15 protein-coding genes are annotated in these 19,144 nt (G+C 72.0%); 7 read left to right on the top strand and 8 right to left on the bottom strand.

The features are described 5' to 3' along the window. Positions 1-137 precede the first annotated feature (137 nt). The 5 genes from J2S44_RS04520 to J2S44_RS04500 all read right to left on the bottom strand — a co-directional run bounded on the left by J2S44_RS04520 (position 138) and on the right by J2S44_RS04500 (position 4,872). Positions 138-893: a hypothetical protein gene (locus tag J2S44_RS04520; RefSeq protein ID WP_310409263.1), complete on the bottom strand. Its 756-nt coding sequence runs from the start codon at positions 891-893 to the stop codon at positions 138-140. Between the two features lie 168 nt (positions 894-1,061). After that, complete coding sequence (locus J2S44_RS04515) at positions 1,062-1,775, bottom strand: helix-turn-helix transcriptional regulator (protein ID WP_310409261.1); 714 nt, start codon at positions 1,773-1,775, stop codon at positions 1,062-1,064. A 44-nt stretch (positions 1,776-1,819) separates the two neighbouring features. Beyond that, complete coding sequence (locus J2S44_RS04510) at positions 1,820-3,709, bottom strand: CHASE3 domain-containing sensor histidine kinase (protein ID WP_310409260.1); 1,890 nt, start codon at positions 3,707-3,709, stop codon at positions 1,820-1,822. 116 nt (positions 3,710-3,825) lie between these two features. Continuing rightward, positions 3,826-4,194, bottom strand: a complete 369-nt coding sequence (locus tag J2S44_RS04505; protein WP_310409259.1) for a winged helix-turn-helix transcriptional regulator — start codon at positions 4,192-4,194, stop codon at positions 3,826-3,828. 177 nt (positions 4,195-4,371) lie between these two features. Next, positions 4,372-4,872, bottom strand: a complete 501-nt coding sequence (locus J2S44_RS04500; protein ID WP_310409257.1) for a nuclear transport factor 2 family protein — start codon at positions 4,870-4,872, stop codon at positions 4,372-4,374. Positions 4,873-5,236: 364 nt separating this feature from the next. Here J2S44_RS04500 and J2S44_RS04495 point away from each other — a divergent pair, with 364 nt between their 5' ends. After that, positions 5,237-7,384: a hypothetical protein gene (locus tag J2S44_RS04495; protein ID WP_310409256.1), complete on the top strand. Its 2,148-nt coding sequence runs from the start codon at positions 5,237-5,239 to the stop codon at positions 7,382-7,384. Between the two features lie 65 nt (positions 7,385-7,449). On the opposite strand, the gene J2S44_RS04490 is transcribed toward J2S44_RS04495, so the two are convergent. Continuing rightward, positions 7,450-7,935, bottom strand: coding sequence for a YbhB/YbcL family Raf kinase inhibitor-like protein (locus tag J2S44_RS04490; protein ID WP_310409254.1), 486 nt, complete (start codon positions 7,933-7,935; stop codon positions 7,450-7,452). 76 nt (positions 7,936-8,011) lie between these two features. Between J2S44_RS04490 and J2S44_RS04485 the strand changes: the two genes are divergently transcribed. Next, the gene (locus J2S44_RS04485; protein WP_310409252.1) at positions 8,012-8,419 is read left to right on the top strand and encodes a MarR family winged helix-turn-helix transcriptional regulator; all 408 of its coding nucleotides are present in this window, start codon (positions 8,012-8,014) and stop codon (positions 8,417-8,419) included. Positions 8,420-8,685: 266 nt separating this feature from the next. Here the strand turns inward: J2S44_RS04485 and J2S44_RS04480 are convergent, their stop codons facing one another. After that, positions 8,686-9,126 (bottom strand): hypothetical protein, encoded by a 441-nt coding sequence (locus tag J2S44_RS04480; protein WP_310409250.1) that lies wholly within the window; start codon positions 9,124-9,126, stop codon positions 8,686-8,688. 139 nt (positions 9,127-9,265) lie between these two features. On the opposite strand from J2S44_RS04480, the gene J2S44_RS04475 reads away from it, so the two are divergent. After that, positions 9,266-9,811: an Imm1 family immunity protein gene (locus J2S44_RS04475; RefSeq protein WP_310409249.1), complete on the top strand. Its 546-nt coding sequence runs from the start codon at positions 9,266-9,268 to the stop codon at positions 9,809-9,811. A 103-nt stretch (positions 9,812-9,914) separates the two neighbouring features. On the opposite strand, the gene J2S44_RS04470 is transcribed toward J2S44_RS04475, so the two are convergent. Then, complete coding sequence (locus tag J2S44_RS04470; protein WP_310409248.1) at positions 9,915-11,924, bottom strand: ATP-binding protein; 2,010 nt, start codon at positions 11,922-11,924, stop codon at positions 9,915-9,917. A 67-nt stretch (positions 11,925-11,991) separates the two neighbouring features. Here J2S44_RS04470 and J2S44_RS04465 point away from each other — a divergent pair, with 67 nt between their 5' ends. The 4 genes from J2S44_RS04465 to J2S44_RS04450 all read left to right on the top strand — a co-directional run bounded on the left by J2S44_RS04465 (position 11,992) and on the right by J2S44_RS04450 (position 19,105). Continuing rightward, entirely contained in the window at positions 11,992-12,912 is a 921-nt protein-coding gene (locus tag J2S44_RS04465; RefSeq protein ID WP_310409246.1) for an aldo/keto reductase, read from the top strand. A 140-nt stretch (positions 12,913-13,052) separates the two neighbouring features. Next, positions 13,053-13,916, top strand: coding sequence for a carotenoid biosynthesis protein (locus J2S44_RS04460; RefSeq protein ID WP_310409243.1), 864 nt, complete (start codon positions 13,053-13,055; stop codon positions 13,914-13,916). Positions 13,917-14,109: 193 nt separating this feature from the next. After that, entirely contained in the window at positions 14,110-16,341 is a 2,232-nt protein-coding gene (locus J2S44_RS04455) for a xanthine dehydrogenase family protein molybdopterin-binding subunit (RefSeq protein ID WP_310409241.1), read from the top strand. Positions 16,342-16,453: 112 nt separating this feature from the next. Further along, complete coding sequence (locus J2S44_RS04450) at positions 16,454-19,105, top strand: hypothetical protein (protein ID WP_310409240.1); 2,652 nt, start codon at positions 16,454-16,456, stop codon at positions 19,103-19,105. Positions 19,106-19,144 lie beyond the last annotated feature (39 nt).

The following is a 19,144-nucleotide window of genomic DNA, read 5'->3' as shown; positions in this document are numbered from 1 at the left end:
CCACCGCGGGCCGGACGACAACTTTTCGTTAACCGTACGGGACCACACTCGGTGTCGCGCTGATCGAGCCTTCCAGCGACGACGGTGGACGGGCCGGGACATGGTGAACGGGGGTGTCCCGGCCCGCTCCTCGCCGGTCAGTCGAGTGGGAGCTCCATCGTGTAGAAGCTCGGCTGGGCCTCCCGGTACTGCCCGCTCTTCGGCACCGCCGGGAGGGTGTCCGTGGCCTGGCCCAGGCCACGGAACTGGAACGGCCTCGTGGTCTGACCCTTGGCCCGCAGGTTGACGGTGAAGTAGGCGATCGAGCCGTCGCCGTACAGCTCGGCGCCGAACGTGGCCGTGCGGGCCTCCGGGGTGTCGAACCGTTCCGGCACGATCGCGGTCAGGTCCACCGTGCCGGAGATCCGGCTGGGGGTCTGCTGTTGCGCGGTCAGGATCGCGGCGGCGACCTCGTCCGGCGTGACCGCCAGCTGGTCGGTGCCGGTCGTGATGCGTGCGGGGCGCTCCGGTCCGGTCCGTACCCACGTGCTGATCTGGCGGTCCTCCGGCACCGTGCCGGGCGGCAGCTGGCTCACGTCGAGCCGGGAGAACACGTCCTCACCGACCCGGTAGGTCTGGAACGCCATGGCCCGGTCGTCGTCGGTGACCGTGATGGACAGTGTCGTGAACGTGGCGTCCGCGGCGTGGTCCCGCTGGACCCGCACGACGGCGCCCAGCTGCTCGTAGGTGATCGTGTACATCGGGGTACCGCTGGTCAGTGGCGCGAACGCGGCGACCACGGCCGCCTTGGCGTCGGCCGTGGGGGAGGGCGACGGGGCGGTGCGCTCGGCGGCTTCGCCGGCGCACCCGGCGAGCGTGAACGACACCGCGAGCGCGGCGATGGACTTACGCATGAGGATTCACACCCGGGGAGAGGGGAGACGGCGCGTCCGGCGGGAGCGCGCGCAAGATCGTAACGGACGCACGTACGCTCTCGCCGTCGGTTTCCGCGGCGGTTCGCCCGGGCGCGGGCTTCCGGTCCGCGACACCGGTGGTGGGCGTGGCCGGTCGTCGCCCCGAGGTCAGGTGCGCAGCGTGCGGCCGGGGGCGGTGCCGTAGGCGGCGCGGTAGTCGATGGCGAACCGTCCCGGGTGGGTGAAGCCCCAGCGGGCGGCGACGGCGGCGACGGTGAGGCCGGTGGTCGGGTCGCCGGCCACCAGGTCGGCGTGCGCGCGGGCGAGACGGACCCGGCGTACGTACCGCATGGGTGTGGTGTCGTGGTGGCGGCGGAACCCGGCCTGCAGGGCCCGGCGGGTCACGCCGGCCGCGGCGGCGAGATCGTCGATGGTCAGCGGCCGGTCGGCGTGGCTGTCGGCGTAGGCCATGGCGCGGCGCACGGCGCGTGGGGTGACGGCGTCGTCGTGCGGCCGATACGCGTCGAGGCTGGTGTTGGGGAACACCGCCAGCGCGGTGGCTGCCAGCAGGTGGCGGGCCTGCTCGGCGATCAGGGTGTTGCCCTGCAGCGCCGGATCGGACAACACCGTGTCGCGTACGTACGACACGGTGTGCACCCAGTGCCGGGCGAGGCGGGCCGACATCGGCAGGAAGCCGTCGAAGCGCAGGTCGGCGGGCCGCATGCCGGTGCGGGCCGCCGCGACGTCCTCGAGCAGGCCGCGGGGCAGCCGGACGGCGACGACGTCGACGTCGACGTCGACGAAGTCGAACTCCTCGCTGTCATCCGGCAGGACCAGCCGGACACCGCCCGGCCCGGTGCGCGAGCGCAGGCTCCCGGTCAAGAAGCGGCCGGGAGCCCCGGCCCGGCCGCCGATCCCGGCCGGGTCTACGTACCGTCCGCGTGCGCGGTGGTCGCCAACGGCTCCGCGGCCGGCAGCGTCAGATGAATCCGGGTGCCGCCGCCCGGGTTGTCGTCGATGGCGATGCTTCCGCCGTGCCGGTCGACGATCCGCCAGCAGATGGCCAGCCCGAGGCCGGTGCCGGTATAGGGCTGTTCGGGGTGCGCGCGGTGGAACGAGGTGAAGACGCTGTGGCGTTGCTCAGCGGGAATGCCGATGCCGCGGTCCGCGACGCAGATGGTCGCCCACTCGTCCGTGGACTTCTCGGTGGTGATCGAGATTTCGGCGGGCTGCTGTGCGCGGGTGTACTTGAGGGCGTTGCCGATGAGGTTGTCCAGCACCTGGCGGATCATCGGCGCGTCGGCGCGCAGGACCGGTAGCGCGCCGGTGGTGATGCTGGGCAGCGGCGGCGAGGTCTCGCTGGGGCGGGCCGCGTGCAGGTGGGCCGTGCGCTCACTGACGATGTCGTCGACCATGGGCTGCAGGTCGACCGGTACGGGGCGGATGGGCGCGTCGCGGGCGGTGGCGTAGGCGAGCAGGTCGTCGATGAGCTGGCCCATCCGCCGGGTGCCGCTCTCGATGCGGGCCACGGTGGGTCTGAGCACGTCCGGGTCGATCTCGGTGCCGGCGTCGAGGTCGTGCGTGAGGACGTCGGCGAACCCGGCGACGGCGGCCAGCGGTGCGCGCAGGTCGTGCGCCACGATGCCGGCGAAGGCGGTCAGTTCCGCCTCGCGGGCGCGCAGCGTACTGACGTCGTAGCCGGTGACGACCGCGCCGATCAGGTGACCCGCGTCGTCGCGCATGGGACGGGCGTCGACCATGACCGCCTTGTGGGATCCGTCGGGCTCCTCGAAGGTCATCTCCAGCCCCGCCACCGTCTGCCCGGTGAGCGCCCGGGCGAGGGGATGGTCCTCCGGCTGGACGTCGTTGCCGGTGTGGACCACGTGGGTGAGGTCCCGGATGTGGGCGGGGATGGGCTGGCGGGCGAGCCGGCGCGCCCTCTGGTTGACGCTGACGATCGCGCCGTCGGCGTCGCAGGTCATCACCGCGACGTCGATGACGTCGAGGACCTGGCGGACGTAGGCCTCCTGCCGGAGCAGGGTGTCGTGTGCGGTGCGCAGGCCGGCCTCGGCGCGGGCGGTCTCGTCCAGGCAGGCGTTCAGCGTCTGCGCCAGGAGTTTCACCTCGGGCGGGCCGACCACCGGCGCGCGTGCGGACCGGTCACCGTCGGCCAACCTGCCCAGGACGTCCTGGAGCGCGGAGAGCGGGGACAGCAACAGGCGCCGGGTGCGCTCCGACAGCCGTAGCGCGAGCACGACGGCCAGCAGCGCCAGCACGGCGAGACCGCCCTGGAGGATGCTGTTGGTGGTGCGCAGCTGATGTGCCGCCGCCTGCCGGCGTGCGGTGAACACGTCCTCGGTGCGGGTGTGCGCCTGCCGGTAGGCGTCGAACAGCGTTTTGCCGTGAGTGCTGACGCCGGGACGGGGCCCGGACGTGTCCGGTGGCGCCGCCGCCGCCGGCGCGGCGAACTGCGTGATCCACCGTTGCGCCGCCGCGTCCTCCTCGGCCAGGCGCTGTCGTGCGGCGGCGTCGCCGGTGTAGGCGGCCGCGGTCCGCAGCGCCTCCGGATAGCGTGCGACGCCGGCGGTGTACGGCTGGAGGAAATCCCGGTTCGCGGTGAGCTGGTAACCGCGGATGCCCGTCTCCGCGTTGATCATCGATTGCAGCATGACCTGGTGGGCGGTCTGCGCGACGTCGATGCGGGTGGTGCTGCTCTCGAATCGGGACACCAGGATCTGACCGCCGGCCAGCTGCATGATGCCCACCAGGACCAGCGTGGTCACGAGCCACGCGAACCGGCGGCGCAGTGAGGTCACTGTCGGCTCCATCGCCACCCCCGCGAGACCGATCGGTGCTTCCAATCTAAGACTCGCGGAGTGCGATTCGCGCCGGATTGCCAAGTTGGTGCCGCCGGCGGACGGCGTCGTGCGCTCTAACGCAGGTGTTCCACCGCCCAGCGGGCCAGCTCGTCGAGGGCCGGGCGGATCGCGGACCCGCGCTCGGTGAGCGCGTACCGCACGCGGATCGGGCGGTCGTCGATCACGGTACGCGTGGCGAGGCCGAGCGCGACGAGCTCCACGAGGCGCTCGTTGAGAATGCGGTCGTTGATGCCGGGAATGCTGCGTTTGAGGTCGCTGAAGTAGACCGGGCCCTGCATGAGCGTGCCCCAGACCACCCCGGTCCAGCGTTTCCCGAGCAGCGTCATCACCTGGGACAGCGGCTCGCTGAGGGTCTCGCACGGGCTCGCGTCGGTGTCGCGGACGGCGGCGAACAGTGGCGTGGGAACCGCGCTCGACTCCACGATCACCTCTCTTACGTAAGAGAAGCACTCTACCAAATGAAAGCTACGTACATTATGTCGCGACCGCGGCATGCCTGGTCACGTCGGATGTCCGGTTCGGTGACGCCGCCGGGCCGGTGGTCCTGCGTCGGCCGTGAGCCGGCCCGGGCCCCGTCCACGGCGGGCGTCGGCGCGTCCTCAGGGCTGCTGCGGCGTGGGCGGGGTGGGCTGCTCCAGGGCGTTCGGGTTGCCTTCGAGCCAGCTGACGTGCTGCGTGACGCCGGTGATCCGCCAGCCGTCCGGCGTGCGGACCAGTTCGTTGTCGTAGGAGCCGCGCATCAGGTAGAAGTCGCCGCCGGGCGCGTCCTTCTTGTAGTGCTGGGCGTACATGTACGAGTAGCAGGTCGCCCGGTCCGGGTCGGTCTCGTCGAAGACGACACGGTGGTTGGGGCTGATGTGCTGCCGGGCGGTCCAGCCGTCCAGCACGCCGGAGGCGAACCCGACGAACCGGTCGCGGGGAAAGTCGGCCGCGGGCAGCCCGGCTTCGGAGAAATCGATGTGGACCGGGTCGGTCATGGTCGCGGCGAACGCGGTCCAGTCGCCTTCGTCGATGGCGACGGCGTAGGCGACGACGAGGTCGATGATCGCGGTGCGGTCCTCGATCCGCTGGATCCTGGCTTCGAGGCTGTCGGTGCTCATGGTTTCTCCAGTCGTTGCCGGACCGGGTTCTTCCGCCGGTCCGCGAGATATCGATATGTGGCCGGTCCCTCGGTGTGCGCGGCCGGCACATTTGGAAGGTAAGCAGCAGACTGTTTCATTTGCTGCTTGTAAAAAGTAAGTTAGCTCGATCCGGAAGTCAACCGGGCATCCCGCGTCGCCGTTCGCCGCGGCAGGCCCCGGTCCGAGGGCGCGCGTCCGTGGTGGCCGGGGGGTGTTAGCTACGGCACTACTCCACTGTGATCGGTCCGAAGTTCACTTTCGGTCTATAGCCTGCATCCGATGCGTCACTCTGACCCATGGGAGACACGTGCACCGCTTACGTCCGCTACTCGCCTCAGCAGTGGTGATCTCACTTCTGACCGCCACCGCGGCGATACCCGCCCACGCCGCGGAGGTCGCACCCGCCGCGGTTCCCGAGGCCCCGGCCGCGGGGCAGTACCAGCCGCTCGTGTCGGCCCGGATCGAGTCGTTCTCCCTCGCCGCCGCCACCGGCACGACCTTCAGCCCGCTCGGTAAGGGCGGTGTCCCGGCGAGTGGCGTCGCCGCGGTCGCGTTCCAGCTGCACGCGCAGAGCACGGGCAACGGCCTGCTGCAGATCTACCCGAGTGGCACCACCCGGGCCGGCACGTCCACCGTGAACTTCGTGGCCGGCCAGCCGGCCGACAACGCCGTGATCTCCGGGCTGGGCGCCGACGGCCGGATCGCGGTCCACAACGGTGCCACCAGCGGTGCCGCGGCGACGGTGTCCGTCGACGTCATCGGCTACTACACCTCCGACGAGGCGACCACCACGCACTCGACGTTCGTGCCGCTGCACCCGGCGCGGCTCGTCCCGGCCGGCACCGCACTCAAGGCGTCGACGCCCACGCCGATCGCGCCGCTGGGCAAGGGCGGGATCCCGAGCAGTGGGGTGACGGCGGTCGTGGCCGCGGTGTCCGTGCTGCCCGGCAACACGACCGCCGGTCAGATCGTCGCCTATCCGAGCGGCGCGCCGAAGCCGGTCACCTCCTGGGACCTGAAGTACCCGGGCAACACCGGTGCGCGCTACACCACCCAGATCACCGTGCCGATCGGTGCCGACGGCAGGTTCGTGCTGGAGTCGACCACCCCCACGACCGCCTGGGTCGAGGTGGCCGGCTACTTCCAGGACTCCTCCGGCGCGGCCGCCGGGTCGGTGTTCCGGCCGGTGACGCCCGCCCGGATCGGCGGCGAGCACATCGTCGCCGCGGACGAGGACCCGACCGCCGTGGTCACGTTCGCGGGGCAGGCCGGCGTGCCCGCGTCCGGCGCCTCCGCCGTGGTCTTCAACCTGACCGCGAACTCGGTCATCAAGGACGATCGCACGTACGAGGCCGGTGCCGTCAACGTGTACGCCGAAGGCGCCTCGCCGCCGGTGGCACGGCAGCTGTCGTACCAGGCGGACGCGCGCCGCTGGCCCACCCAGCAGGTCTCCCGGCTCGGCGCCGGCGGCCGGGTGGTGCTGCGCAACACGGGCGTCGGCACCGTACGGCTGCTGGCCGACGTGCTCGGCTACTACGTGCCCGTAACGACGCGGCTGAGCGGGCTGCCGTGGAACTCCGGCGCCGGCGTGCAGCCGATGGACCAGGGTTTCATCGACGTCTTCGCCACCGAGCGGGGCGCGCCCGTCGACAACGTGGTGCTGTTCCCGCCGCGGCAGCACTGGGACTGGATGCTCGACTACAAGCTCTGGGAGCGAAGCCTGCCGGACGGCTTCGACAAGGAGCGGCAGGACCTGGTCATGACGGTGCCGCTGTGGGCGGAGGACCGGACCCTGGAGACCTTCGGTACGCAGGCGGAGTGGGAACTGCTCGCCACCCGGATGGCGGCCATCGACCCGGACACGTACGTACGGCTCGGCTGGGAGATGAACCTGCCCAGCTCGTACTGGGCGCTCACCGACGACAACCGGGTGGAGTGGCAGGCCGCGTTCATCCAGGCCGTGCAGTGGATGAAGGGTGTCGCGCCGGGGCTGCGCATCGTCTGGAACCCCAACAAGGGCGACGACCACCAGACCTGCCCGAACGACCCGGACTGTGCCCGCGACGCGTTCCAGGTCGTGAAGGACTACGTCGACGTGTACGCGATCGACTCCTACGACTCGTACCCGGCGGCCGACACGCCCGCCGGCCGCGCCACCCACCTCGACGGCGAAGGCTACCTGAACAAGTCGCTGCAGTACGCCGTCGCCAACGGCAAGAAGTTCGCCGTACCGGAGTGGGGCATCTCCTGCAAGGTCTCGCTCTACCCGGAGCCGGACCGCGACTGTGACTGGGCGGGCAACGCGGGCGGCGACAACCCCGCCTACATCGAGCTCTACCAGGACTTCTTCGCGGCCAACGCGGGAGACCTGGCGTTCGAGTCCTACTTCGACGAGCCGGCCCTCTACATCCAGTCGTCGCTGATCCAGTCGCCGCTGGGTCCGAAGGCGCCGGCCGCCTACCGGGCCGGTATCGCGGCGAACCAGCAGTAGCCCACCGGGTGTCACCGGGCGCCGGGGTCAACCGACTCCGGCGCCCGGCGCGGTGGGCCGTGGCGTCACCGCGGCTCGCTGGTCCCCACGATGATGCCCCGGCCCAGGGTGTGCGGGATCATCGCGATGTTCAGCAACGCCCGGCTCGCGTCGTGGGGCACCTCCAGCGAGTCGACGGCGAGGGCGGTGACGCAGATGAACATCCGGTGCGTGCCGGTGCCGGCCGGTGGCTTGGCCCCGGTGTAACCGGTGACGCCGAGGTCGTTGACCAGTGCGGTGCCGGCGCCGCCACCGTGCGGGATCCCGCTCAGGGTGGCCGGGACGTCCTTGACCGCCCAGTGCCACAGGCCGCCGGGGATCGGGGCGTCGGCGTCGAACGCGGTCACCACCAGGCTCCGCGTGCCGCCCGGCAGCGGACCCCAGGACAGCGCGGGCGACTCGTTCAGCGGCTGGTAGGCGGAGTCGGGCAGCGCTCCGCCGTGGGTGAAGTCCGTGCTGGTGACGGCGAACGCCGGTGCGGGGAAGGCCAGGGCGTACGGGTCGTAGGTCATGCGGTGCTCCTCGGGACAGAAGTGCAGCAGTGCTGTATTTCTCGGAAGACTACAGCATTGCTGTACGCTTGCCGGTGTGAGCGACCTGGAACTGGCCGAGGAGCTGCGCGCGGCGATCGGCGACTTCGTTCGCCGTGCCCGTGCCCACGACGAGATGCCGCCCGGTCAGGCTGCGGTGCTCGGCCACCTCGACCGCTCGGGGCCGCTGTCGATCGCCGACCTGGCCCGTCTCGAACAGGTCAAGCATCAGTCGATGGCCCGCACCGTCGGTTTGCTGACCGACCGCGACCTGGTCACCGCCGGCCGGCACGAAGCCGACCGCCGCCAGGTCGTACTGAGCCTTACCCCGGCCGGCGGTGCCGCGCTGGCGAGCGTCCGCCACGCCCGGGCCGCGGGGATGGCCCGAGCGATCCACGACCTGGACGACGCGGAACGGGAGATCGTCCGCCGCATCCCGGCCGTGCTCCGCAAACTCCAGCCCTGACGTGTCCACCCGGCCACCGTGCGCCGACCGCGCACCCGGCCGCCGCGTAGCCGCCATCACCCGGTCCGCGCGTCCGTGACCCGGCGCGGGTGGTCAGCGCGAGCGGTGCGCCCTGATGCTGGCCGGCGCGGTGCCGGAGCTCTTTCGGGCCAGCGCGGCCTCATCGGCGGTGAGTTGTACCGTGACCTCGCCGCGCACCGGACCGGAGCTGCCCCGCGGACGGCCCGGCCGTGTCAGGTTTTCCCGCCGGGGGAGCGGAGTGACCCTTACGGCCGGTACCAGATCTGGAACCGAACCTCGGACGGCGAGTCACGGCGATCGGCCGAGATCCGCAGGCGCGCCACACCACCGACGTCGGTGGTGACGGCAAGCCGCACGTCTTCCGGTGAGTCGTGCAGGACGAACTGTCCGTACGCTGACGAGATGTCGCCGTCGTACAACACGGGACCCTCAATGGCCACGTCGGGGTCGCCGTCCTCGTACACGTCGACCAGGACCGGGCCCACAACGGAAGGCTGCACGGCAACATAGACCGAGTCGGACGCGGCATGAACGGTATCGTTCCCCGAGTGCCCGTCATGGACAGCGCGCGATTGCACGTCTCGAAAGATCAACAGACCGTGCACGTTGAATGCGCAGAACGATCCGACGAAACCTTCCTCGACGCCCTCCGGAAGATCCGTTCCCGCCGGCACGACGCTCGACATGCCACCGCCCGCAGATCTGACTCAACAATGAGGCGGCTGATGCTATCAGCCGCGGCTCGGACTCCGCGGGCGTGACGACCGTGAGCGCTGCCGTTCAGGTGCCCACCTCCGGTCGCCGTGTCCGAAGTGGGGCCTGGTCATGATCCATGTTGCGGCGGTCGCCGGGGACGTTGTCGCACGGGACGCACCCGAGATCGATTCGCTGATCTCATGTGCCGTTGCCGGCAGGTGGCCGTACGGTGCGTCCTTTCTCGTGGGTAGTGTCTGTCACTTCACGGTGCTGGAGCGGGCGCCGGGTGCCGCGGAGTACGTGCGCGACAACCACCTCACTGTCTCGGTCAACCCGGAGACCGGCTACGGCGCGCTGATGTGGTGTGTCAGTGACCGGGTGGCCGCGGAACGGGGTGGCGTCTTCGGCCGGGTATGGCTTTCGGACAACCCGATCCCGCCGGATGCCGATCCTGAGGTCGTGGCGGATCCGGGCGACGGAATGCTGTTCGACCCCGGAAGCACCCTCCCGCTCTCCTCGGTCCGGGCCGCACTGGCGGAGTTCTGCCGGGTCCGCAGCGGGGAACGCCCGCAGGGCATCGCCTGGGTCCCCGGCGACCTGCGGGGCCGCCGGTCCGATCGTCGTCATGAGCGGCCGGTGACCGCGGCGGGCGACTACTCCAGCCCTTGGGTGTGAGCCCGGCCGGCCGGTGTCCCCACCCACCGCAGGCCGGTCAACGCGCGGTGCACGCGATCGTCACCGGACCGCGGCGGCGGCTGCCCACCGCGAAATGTCCGTGTCACGGTCGAGCGCCGGACGGGTGCGGACCGTCCGGCGTGGCGAGTGTGTGGATCTCGCGTTCCCAGAGCCAGTCGGTGATGTCCGCGACCGCCCTGTCGCGGTGCCGTCGGTAGGTGCTGAACGACAGGTGCAGTTCCGCCGCGACGCGTTCCTGGGACTTGGCCGGCGTCAGGAACGTGCGGTCGATCAGGTCGCCGTGGTCCGGGCGCAGCGCGCCGGCGGCGGTGCGCAGCAGGTCTCGTACGCCGTCGGCCGGGGTCTGGCCTTCATGGAGCCGGGCGCGCACGGTGCGTGAAGCCAGGAGCGGATTGTCGCGCAGCCGGTCCGGGGTATGCAGGTCGCGTAGGGCGCGGCGCACGGCCTCGGCGAACACCGGCCGGGACAGTGCGATGCCGTCGGCGGCGGGTCGCGGCGGGGCGCCCTGCTGGCGTTCCCGGGTCTGTCTGCGCCACGCGTCGACGCCGGCCCGGCGCCAGTCGTGGGCGAAGACCGGGTAGTGGGTGCCGCCGACGGTGAAGCCGGTGACCTGGGCGAAGGCGAAGCCGCCCGCCATCATCTCGGTCCACTCGTGGGCTTGCGCGTAGGCGCCGACCATCGTCCACGCGGTGTCGTCCAGGAGCATGTTGTCGAGGGTCTGGGCGGCGATGAACAGCGTCGACGACGGGCAGGGCCGCTGGCCGTGGTCGCGGTCGACGAAGAAGCGCCACGCGCGTATCTTCTCGCCGGGCTGTGCCGGGCTGTTGTGGTGCGCCCAGCGCCACATCGTGTCGGCGCCCGGGTCCGTACCGAGGTCGTGTTCGGTCAGTTCCAGGCAGGCGGCGTAGCCGGCCGGTTCGCCCGACGGCGTGCGGAAGACCCGGAAGGCGCCGGGCTGATGATCCAGCCAGTACGCGGCGAGCGCGGCCTGCTCCGCGCCCTGCCACGCGGAGGTCATGGCGACGATCGGCGCCGAGTCGTGTTCCCGCAGCCGGTCGGCCCTGACCCCGAGAACCGGCGGCGGGTGGTGGCAGGACGTGAACCGGGTACGCGCCGCGCCGAGCAGGATCCCCCGCTCCATCAGCGCGAAACGCTCGTCCTCGTCGACGGTGACGCGCAGCCGTTCGAGCTGCGCGGCGGCGAGCGTGGCGGCCATGGCGGTGTAGCCGTCCGGGTCGCGCCAGCGCAGGTCCGCGTCGAGGGCGTCGCGGACCACGTCGTGGGGGTGCAGGCCGTAGCGTCCCGCCTCGACGAAGGGCAGCGATCGCAGCCAGGCGAACAGCTCCGCGGCGTCGGTGCCGACCACCGAGCGCAGCAGGTCCTCGGTCGTGACCGGTGTGTGCGCGCAGACCTCCAGCGCGGTGCGGTGCCGTGGGGTGGGCACGGTGCCGACTACGCGGGTCAGCAGCTCGCCGACCAGGTCCGGCAGGTCGGCCAGGGTACGCGGCCGCGCGCCCCGCCGTACCGCGTCGACCAGCATCGACAGCGTGAGGGGATGCCCGTGGCTGATGTCCAGCAGCCGCGTGACGTGGTCGGGGGCGATGCCCTCGGCGCTCAGGTAGGCCCGGGCCGGCTCGGGTGGCAGGTTGCCGAGCGGCATGACCGTCGTCAAGCGGCGCCAGGCGGGATCGGCCGTCCACCCAGGCCCGGGCGCGTCGCGGCCGGCGAGCACCACGAGGCTGCCGGCGGGCAGCGAGGGCAGGTAGTCCTCGCGCATCCAGCCGTCGGGCCGGCCGAGACGCTCGTAATTGTCGATCAGCAGGACCGGCTGCCCACCCGGCTCGGGCGCCGGCAGCGGGTGCCGGGTGTCGGCGCGCAGGACCGCGCGGCCCTCGGCGGCCGCGTGGTGCGCGAACGCGTCCAGCAGCGCGCTCTTGCCCACGCCGCCGGCGCCGTGCACGAAGAGCACGCCGGGTGCGGCCAGCGCGGCCCGGAAGGTCTCGATCTGCTCGTCACGGCCCACGAACGACCGCTGCCGCTGTCCCCGCAGCAGGTCCGCGATCTGCGCCGTGGCCGCGCCCGTGGTGGACACCCGAGGACCAGGATCCGGACAGGCCGTGGCCTGTCCGCCGCTGCCGGACCGACGAAGGATCTCAGCCATGAGTCAACTCCCTCTCGCTCTCGGTGGCACCACCTTCGGCTGGACCAGTGACGAGGACACGTCCCACCGCGTCCTGGACATGTTCGTCGACGCCGGTGGCACGTTCGTCGACACCTCCGACAGCTACTCGTACTGGGCTCCCGGGCACACCGGCGGCGAATCGGAACACATCATCGGTTCCTGGCTCGCGCGCGGTGACCGCGACCGGATCGTGCTCGGCAGCAAGGTCGGTGACCGTCCCGGGTTGAGGGGCCTCGCCGCGGACACCGTCGCCGCCGCGATCGACGGGTCACTCCAGCGGCTTCGAACCGATCATATCGACCTCTACTGGGCGCACTTCGACGATCCCGGCACGCCGCTGGAGGACACGGCGGTGGCGTTCGACGGCCTGGTCCGCGCCGGGAAGGTGCGTCAGATCGGTCTGTCCAACTACACCGGCGAGCGGATCCGCGCGTGGGTCGAGTTCGCGCGCCGGGAGGGACTCGCCGTGCCCGTCGCGCTGCAGCCGCTCTACAACCTGGTCAGCCGCGAACCGTACGAGCGGGACGTGGCTCCGGTCGCCGCGGACCTCGGGCTCGCCGTCTATCCGTACCAGGCGCCGGCCTCGGGCCTGCTCACCGGCAAGTACGCCAGTGCCGCCGATCTGGAGGGCGGCGGCCAGCGGCGCTACATGGCGCGTGAGTTCCTCAACGACAACGACAGGGCCCTGGCCACCGTACGGGTGGTGCGGGAAATCGCGCGGGAGCGCGGCACCGTGGCGGCCACCGTCGCGATGTCCTGGCTGCGTGGGCGCCCGGGCGTGGCGGCTCCGATCGCGAGCGCCCGGACCGTCGCGCAGTTGCCGCCGATGCTGGCCTCCGCCACGTTCGAACTGACCGTGGAGGAGCGCGACCGGCTCGACCGGCCCGCGCCGGACTGACCGGGGCGGAGGCGCGAGCCTGGGATCGGGAGTCGGTGGAAGCGACGGCCGGCCCGGAGGAGCCTGTAGGGCGCATCCCCGGGCCGGTCGTTCCGCGCGGGGACGCGCCGTTCAGTGTTCCCCGAGGAGGATCGTCAAGGATGCGCACCGACCGTCGAACAACGACTCTGTGGTGGTTCATCGCCGCGCAGCTGGTGCTGGCGGTGGGCACCACGCTCGCCGGGTGGCCGCAGCCGATCCTGAACGTGGTGCTGCTCGTGGTGATCGTGGCGATGCACGCGCTGCGCCGCTACACGCTCGCCTCGTTCGCGGTCTTCGCGGGGATCACGTTCGTGGTGAGCAATGTCTACGAGAACCTCAGCATCGTGACCGGCTTCCCGTTCGGCGACTACTACTACTCGGACGCCCTCGGGCTCAAGCTGTTCCTGGTCCCGCTCGTGATCGCGCCCGCGTACTTCGCCACCGGATACTTCTCCTGGCAGATCGCGCATGTCCTGCTCGCCGTCCGGGACGCGCGGCCGCGTGGCCGGGACGTCGTCCTCGTACCGCTGATCGCCAGCTTCGTGATGGTGATGTGGGACCTCGTCATGGACCCGAACGCGGCGACCGCGGGTGGCTCGTGGATCTGGGAGGACGGTGGCGGCTACTTCGGCGTGCCGGTCTCCAACTTCGCCGGCTGGTTCCTGTGCGTCTACACGATCTTCCAGCTCTTCGCGTTCTACCTCGCCCGACGCGGTCCGGCCGCGATCCGGCCCGAGGCCGAGACCGTCGGTGACGCCTTCTGGTACCAGGCGATCGTGCCGTACGTCAGCGTCGCCCTGGTCCTGACGGCGCGCTTCCTCACCCGGGAGGACGGGATCGTGACCGACCCGGCCGGGCAGAACTGGCAGCTCGCCGATCTCGGTGAGACCACGATGCTGGTCTCCGTCTTCACCATGTACTTCGTGGCCCTGCTCAGCACGCTGCTGGTGGGCCGGTCACGGCGGGACCGCACGCCCGTCTGACCCGCGGTCCGCCGGGCGTCGCGGCGGGCTCGGCCGGGACGTGCGAGTCGCGGCCGTGGCACGCCCGACGCCTTATCCGGGGACTGACGATCCGTGGTAGCGCACCGGCGCGGGCGGCCACAGTGGACGAGCGCCCGATCGCTCGGTCGGTAACGGTGCACCTCGATCACCTGTCCACAGTCAGGAGTCATGCATGCCTGTCTCACCCCTCGGCCGCGAGATCGACCGCGTCGACGGCCGGTCGAAGGTCACCGGTGCGGCGCAGTACGCGGCGGACTATCCGGTCGCCGATGTCGCGTACGCGTACGTCGTCACCAGCACGATCGCGAAAGGCCGGATCCTGGCGATGGACACGGCGGCGGCGGTGGCCGCCCCCGGGGTCCGCGCGGTTTTCCACCCGGACCGGAACCTGGGCTTCAGGCCACCGCGGGCCGGCTCGCCGGCGCTGATGGTGGAGAACTATCTGCCCCTGCAGGACCGTGAGGTCCGGTACTACGGCCAGGCCGTCGCCATGGTCGTCGCCGAGACGTTCGAGCAGGCGCGGGACGCGGCGGCGCTGATCACCACGACCTACGAGTCCGCGCCCCCGCGGATCTCGCTGGAGGCGCACAGTCCCGGTGTGCAGCCGCCCCTGCCGCCCAACATGGGACCGGCGAACGTCACGGTGCTCGCGCCGGGCGTCGACTCGATCGACGCGGCCCTGGCCGCCAGCGACGTGCGGGTCGAGGCCACGTTCCACCAGCCCGTCCAGCACCACGTCGCGATGGAACCGCACGCGTCCGTCGCCCGGTGGAACGAGGCGAGGACCGAGGTGACCGTCTGGACCGGCTCGCAGTCCCCGATGATAGCCGCACAGCTGCTCGCGGACCGGCTGCACCTGCCGCTGGAGGCGGTCCGGGTCATCTGCACCTACACCGGCGGTGGCTTCGGCAGCCGGGTGCGGTCGTGGAACGACTCGATCCTCGCCGTCGGCGCCGCCTACCAGCTGGGCCGTCCGGTGAAAGTGGTGATGACCCGCGAGCAGGTGTTCACCATGGTCGGGCACCGAGGCCAGATCAACCACACCGTCCGCCTGGGCGCCTCCCGCGCCGGGGTGCTGCAGGCGGTCAGCCACGAGAGCGACGCCGAGCTGCCGGCGGTCGGTGGATGGCCGATGCTGCCCGCGACCGACACCACCGACACGCTCTACCGGACCCCCAACCTGCACGTCCGTCAGCGGTTCGTCACGCTCGACATGCCGCCGAGCTGGGCGATGCGGGGACCCAACGAGGCACCCGGCGCGTTCGCGCTGGAGACGCTGATGGACGAGATCGCGGTCCGGACCGGCGTCGACCCGGTCGAGGTGCGGCTGCGCAACTACGCCGCCGTCAGTCCCAGCACGGGTAAGACCTTCTCCAGCAAGCACCTGGAGGAGTGCTATCGCGTCGGCGCGCGGCGCTTCGGCTGGTCGGCCCGCCGGGCCGAGCCCCGTAGCCGGACCGACGGCGAGTGGCTGATCGGCATGGGGATGGCCACCGCCATCTATCCCGGTAACCGCATGCCGGTCAACGCCAGCGTGGAACTGCGCGACGACGACACCGCGGTCGTGTCCACCGCGACCAGCGACATAGGCACCGGCGCGCTCACCGTGCTCGCCATCGTCGGGGCAGACCAGCTGGGCATCCCGATGCGGAAGGTGACTCCGCGCCTCGGCGACTCCTGGTTGCCGCCGGGGGCGACCGCCGCCGGCTCCGCGGCGACCTCCAGCACCGTACCGTCGGTCGTGGCCGCCGCCGAGGGGGCGATCGCCGAACTGCGGCGGCTCGCGGTGTCCGAACCGGCCTCGCCGTGGCACGGCGCCGACCTCGCCGACGTCACCTACGCCGAGGGGCGCCTGAGCGGGGCGGGCCGTTCGATGACCTTCGGGCGGCTGCTGGCCGTCCTCGGCCGCAAGAGCCTGGTCGTGGACCGGCAGACGGCGCTCGCTCCCGAGATGATCGCGCAGTACGAGTTCCACAGCTTCGGGGCGCACTTCTGCGAGGTGCGCGTCAACCGGTTCACCGGGGAGCCGCGCGTCACCCGCTTCACCACGGTGGTGGACGCCGGCCGGGTCGTCAACGCGCAGGCCGCCCGCAGCCAGATCGTCGGCGGTGTCATCTTCGGCATCGGGCAGGCCCTGCTGGAGAAGAACCCCGTGGAGACCGGCACCGGCCGGCTGGCCGCGTCGAACATGGCCGACTACATGGTGCCGGTCAACGCCGATGTCCCGGACATCGACGTGCACCTGCTCCGCGAGCCAGATCCCCACGTCGGTGCCCTCGGCACCCGCGGACTGGGGGAGCTGGGCGCGGTCGGCTCGGCCGCCGCGATCGGCAACGCCGTCTACAACGCCACCGGCATCCGCCGCTACGACCTTCCGATCACGCTGGACAAGCTGCTGCCGTGACACCGCGCGACGGTGCCGGGACGCGGGATCCCGGCACCGGGCCGGCGCGTCCCACCCGGGTCGGCCGAGCGACGGATGCGCATATTCGCGTGCATGAACTAGAAAGTCAGGCATGCGAAGAACACTGGTAACGGCCGCGCTCGCCGCGGTCCTGGTGGCCGGGTCCGGCGTGCCGGCCTGGTCCGCGCCGGAGCCCGCACCGAGGTCCGCGACCACCGGATGGTCGGTCGAGGGGGAGAAGCTGATCTGGCGGTCCGCCGCACCGGTGCCGATCGGTGCCGCGGTCGTCGAGTTCTGGGCGGGTGACCGGCCGCTCGGCCGTCCGGTGCAGACCGACCTGCACACGTTCGCGCTCGACAAGGGCGCCGGCGCCCCGGTCTCCACACTGTCCGTGCGGGCCGGCGGGCGGCGGCTCGACATCTCCCCGCCCGCGCGGAGGCGGGCCGCGGCCGAGGTGACCGTGCCGCCCGCGCAGCCCGCGAACGCGGTCGACCCCGGCGTGAAGGGACCGTACCGGACGGTCCGGGGCGGGTACGAACGTCCCGGCATCGCGCTGCCGCGGCTGCCGGAGAAGGTCGAGATGCTCGCGGAGGTGGTGGCGCCGGTCGGCGCGCCCGGCAAGCGGCCGCTGGCGCTGTTCCTGCACGGCCGGCACATGTGGTGCCACCTGCCGGGCAGCGACGATTTCTTCGTCGAGTGGCCGTGCGCGAACGGCACCGTGCCGATCCCGAGCCAGCTCGGTTACCTCCAGGCGCAGGAGCTGCTGGCGTCGCAGGGCTACATCACGGTGTCGATCGCGGCGAACGGGATCAGCGCGCAGGACAACGCGGTCGACGAGTACGGCGCGGACGCGCGCTCGTTGCTGGTCCGGCGGCACCTGTCGCTGTGGGCGGACTGGGCCCGCGACCGGGCCGGCGCGCCGGAGATCGTGCGCTCCGCTCCCGTACCCGACATGTCCAAGGTCTTCCTGATGGGTCACTCGCGGGGTGGTGAGGGCGTGAACCGGGCCGCGATCGATTCGCTGAGCCCGCCGCCCGGTGATCCGGTCCCGTCCCGGTGGACCATCCGCGGCCTGCTGCACATCGGGCCGACGATCTTCGGGCAGAACCCGGCGCCGGACGTGCCGTCGGTGACCGTCCTGCCCGGTTGCGACGGCGACGTGGCCGACCTGCAGGGTCAGCTGTTCGCGGACGCCACCCGCGGGGTCGGCGGCGGGAAGGCGCTGCACAGCGTGCTGTTCGTGGTGGGCGCGAACCACAACTTCTTCAACACCGAGTGGACGCCGGGGCAGTCGGTCGCGCCGTCCGGGGACGACTTCCCGTTCGCCGAGGACACGGTCTGCGGGCCGTCCGCGCCGACCCGGCTGACCGCGGCGCAGCAGCAGACCGTGGGCGCCACCTACATCGCGGCGGCGGCCCGGCTCTTCGTGGCCGGCGACGACCGGGTACGCCCGCTGCTGGACGGCAGCGGGCGGAGCGCCCCGTCCGCCGGGCCGGCACGCGTGCTCAGCCACGCGGTCGGCGGTGAGCGCGTCCCGGTGCTGCTGCCCGATCCGGCGCAGACCACCGGCGGTGGCGCCCGGATCTGCGACCAGGTGAGCCGGGACCCGGCGGCCGCGTGCGGAACCTTCCGAGAGTTGATCTTCGGGCCGCACTTCGCCACGTTCCGGGAACTGTACGACGAGACCGGCCGGCACGCGGTCCGCTACGACTGGACGGCGGCCGGCACGCCGGGCACCGTCACGCTGCCGGCGCCCGCGCGGCTGGGCTCGTCCCGGGAGCTGGCGCTGCGGCTGGCCGTACCGGAGAACAGTCCGGCCACCACGGTCGGCGTGTCCGTGGTGGACTCGGCCGGCCGGAGCACCGCGCTCGGCGACGTGACGGTGACCGGACTGCCGGCCGACCTGCTCGGCGCGCCGGTGTGGGCGCAGGAGGTCAGGGTGCCGCGCAAGGGTGTGCGGGACGTGGCGCGCCTGGTGCTCACGCCGCGGACCGCCACCGGTACGGCCTGGCTGATCGACGCCTGGGGCTGGTCGCCGGGCACGCCGCAGCCGCGACCGGTGGCCCTGCCCCGGGTGGACATCGGCGGGATCGTGGCCGACGAGGGCGACTCGGGGGAGCGGACGTACCAGATCCCGGTGGACGTCGGCGCGGGCGCGACCGGCCGGATGCGGCTCTCCGTGGTGCAGCCGGACGGCGTGAGCAGCGAGAGCTGGGTGGTGGACGTGCGGCCCGGCCAGCGCCGCATCGACGTGCCGGTCACGGTGCGCGGTGACACGCTCTACCGGGACTGGCGGGAGCGCGTGGAGGTGCTGGCCAAGGCGGAGCGCGGGCTGGTGATCGGCGACTACGTCGGCGGCGTCGACGTCCGCAACGACGATCCGCGGCCGACGCTGTCGGTGACCCCGGTCGCGGACCGGGTCACCGAGGGAGCGGCGCTGAGCTGGCGGTTCACGCTGTCCGCGCCGGCCGAGGACGACCTCTGGCTCTTCGGGTTCTGGGCCGAGCCGCCGGCCGGCGGGACGGAGCTGACCAGCGCGGACGTCGATCCGCAGTGGCTGCGCGAGACCTTCGGGCTGGAGCCGCTGCCGGAGGTGCCGCTGTCGGCGTTCCTGGCCATGTCGCTGCCGTTCCCGGCCGGGCAGACCACGGCCGAGTTCTCGCTGCCGACCGTGGCGGACGGCGTGGCCGAACCGGACGAGCAGGTGGCGCTGTGGGTCTACAACGCCGATCTGCCGCTGGTGATCGGCACGGTCACGGACTGAGGCGGGCCGGGCCGGCCCGGTCACCGTTCAGCGCGGTGG

Source organism: Catenuloplanes niger, assembly GCF_031458255.1.
Classification (GTDB): Bacteria; Actinomycetota; Actinomycetes; order Mycobacteriales; family Micromonosporaceae; genus Catenuloplanes; species Catenuloplanes niger.
This window is presented reverse-complemented; position numbering and strand designations above follow the sequence as displayed.

Excerpts from the sequence above, each read along its gene's own strand:
- J2S44_RS04520 (WP_310409263.1), bottom strand. The coding sequence starts at position 893 with ATGCGTAAGTCCATCGCCGCGCTCGCGGTGTCGTTCACGCTCGCCGGG.
- J2S44_RS04460 (WP_310409243.1), top strand. The coding sequence starts at position 13,053 with ATGCGCACCGACCGTCGAACAACGACTCTGTGGTGGTTCATCGCCGCG.
- J2S44_RS04475 (WP_310409249.1), top strand. The coding sequence starts at position 9,266 with ATGATCCATGTTGCGGCGGTCGCCGGGGACGTTGTCGCACGGGACGCA.
- J2S44_RS04455 (WP_310409241.1), top strand. The coding sequence starts at position 14,110 with ATGCCTGTCTCACCCCTCGGCCGCGAGATCGACCGCGTCGACGGCCGG.
- J2S44_RS04465 (WP_310409246.1), top strand. The coding sequence starts at position 11,992 with ATGAGTCAACTCCCTCTCGCTCTCGGTGGCACCACCTTCGGCTGGACC.
- J2S44_RS04480 (WP_310409250.1), bottom strand. The coding sequence starts at position 9,126 with ATGTCGAGCGTCGTGCCGGCGGGAACGGATCTTCCGGAGGGCGTCGAG.
- J2S44_RS04490 (WP_310409254.1), bottom strand. The coding sequence starts at position 7,935 with ATGACCTACGACCCGTACGCCCTGGCCTTCCCCGCACCGGCGTTCGCC.
- J2S44_RS04500 (WP_310409257.1), bottom strand. The coding sequence starts at position 4,872 with ATGAGCACCGACAGCCTCGAAGCCAGGATCCAGCGGATCGAGGACCGC.
- J2S44_RS04450 (WP_310409240.1), top strand. The coding sequence starts at position 16,454 with ATGCGAAGAACACTGGTAACGGCCGCGCTCGCCGCGGTCCTGGTGGCC.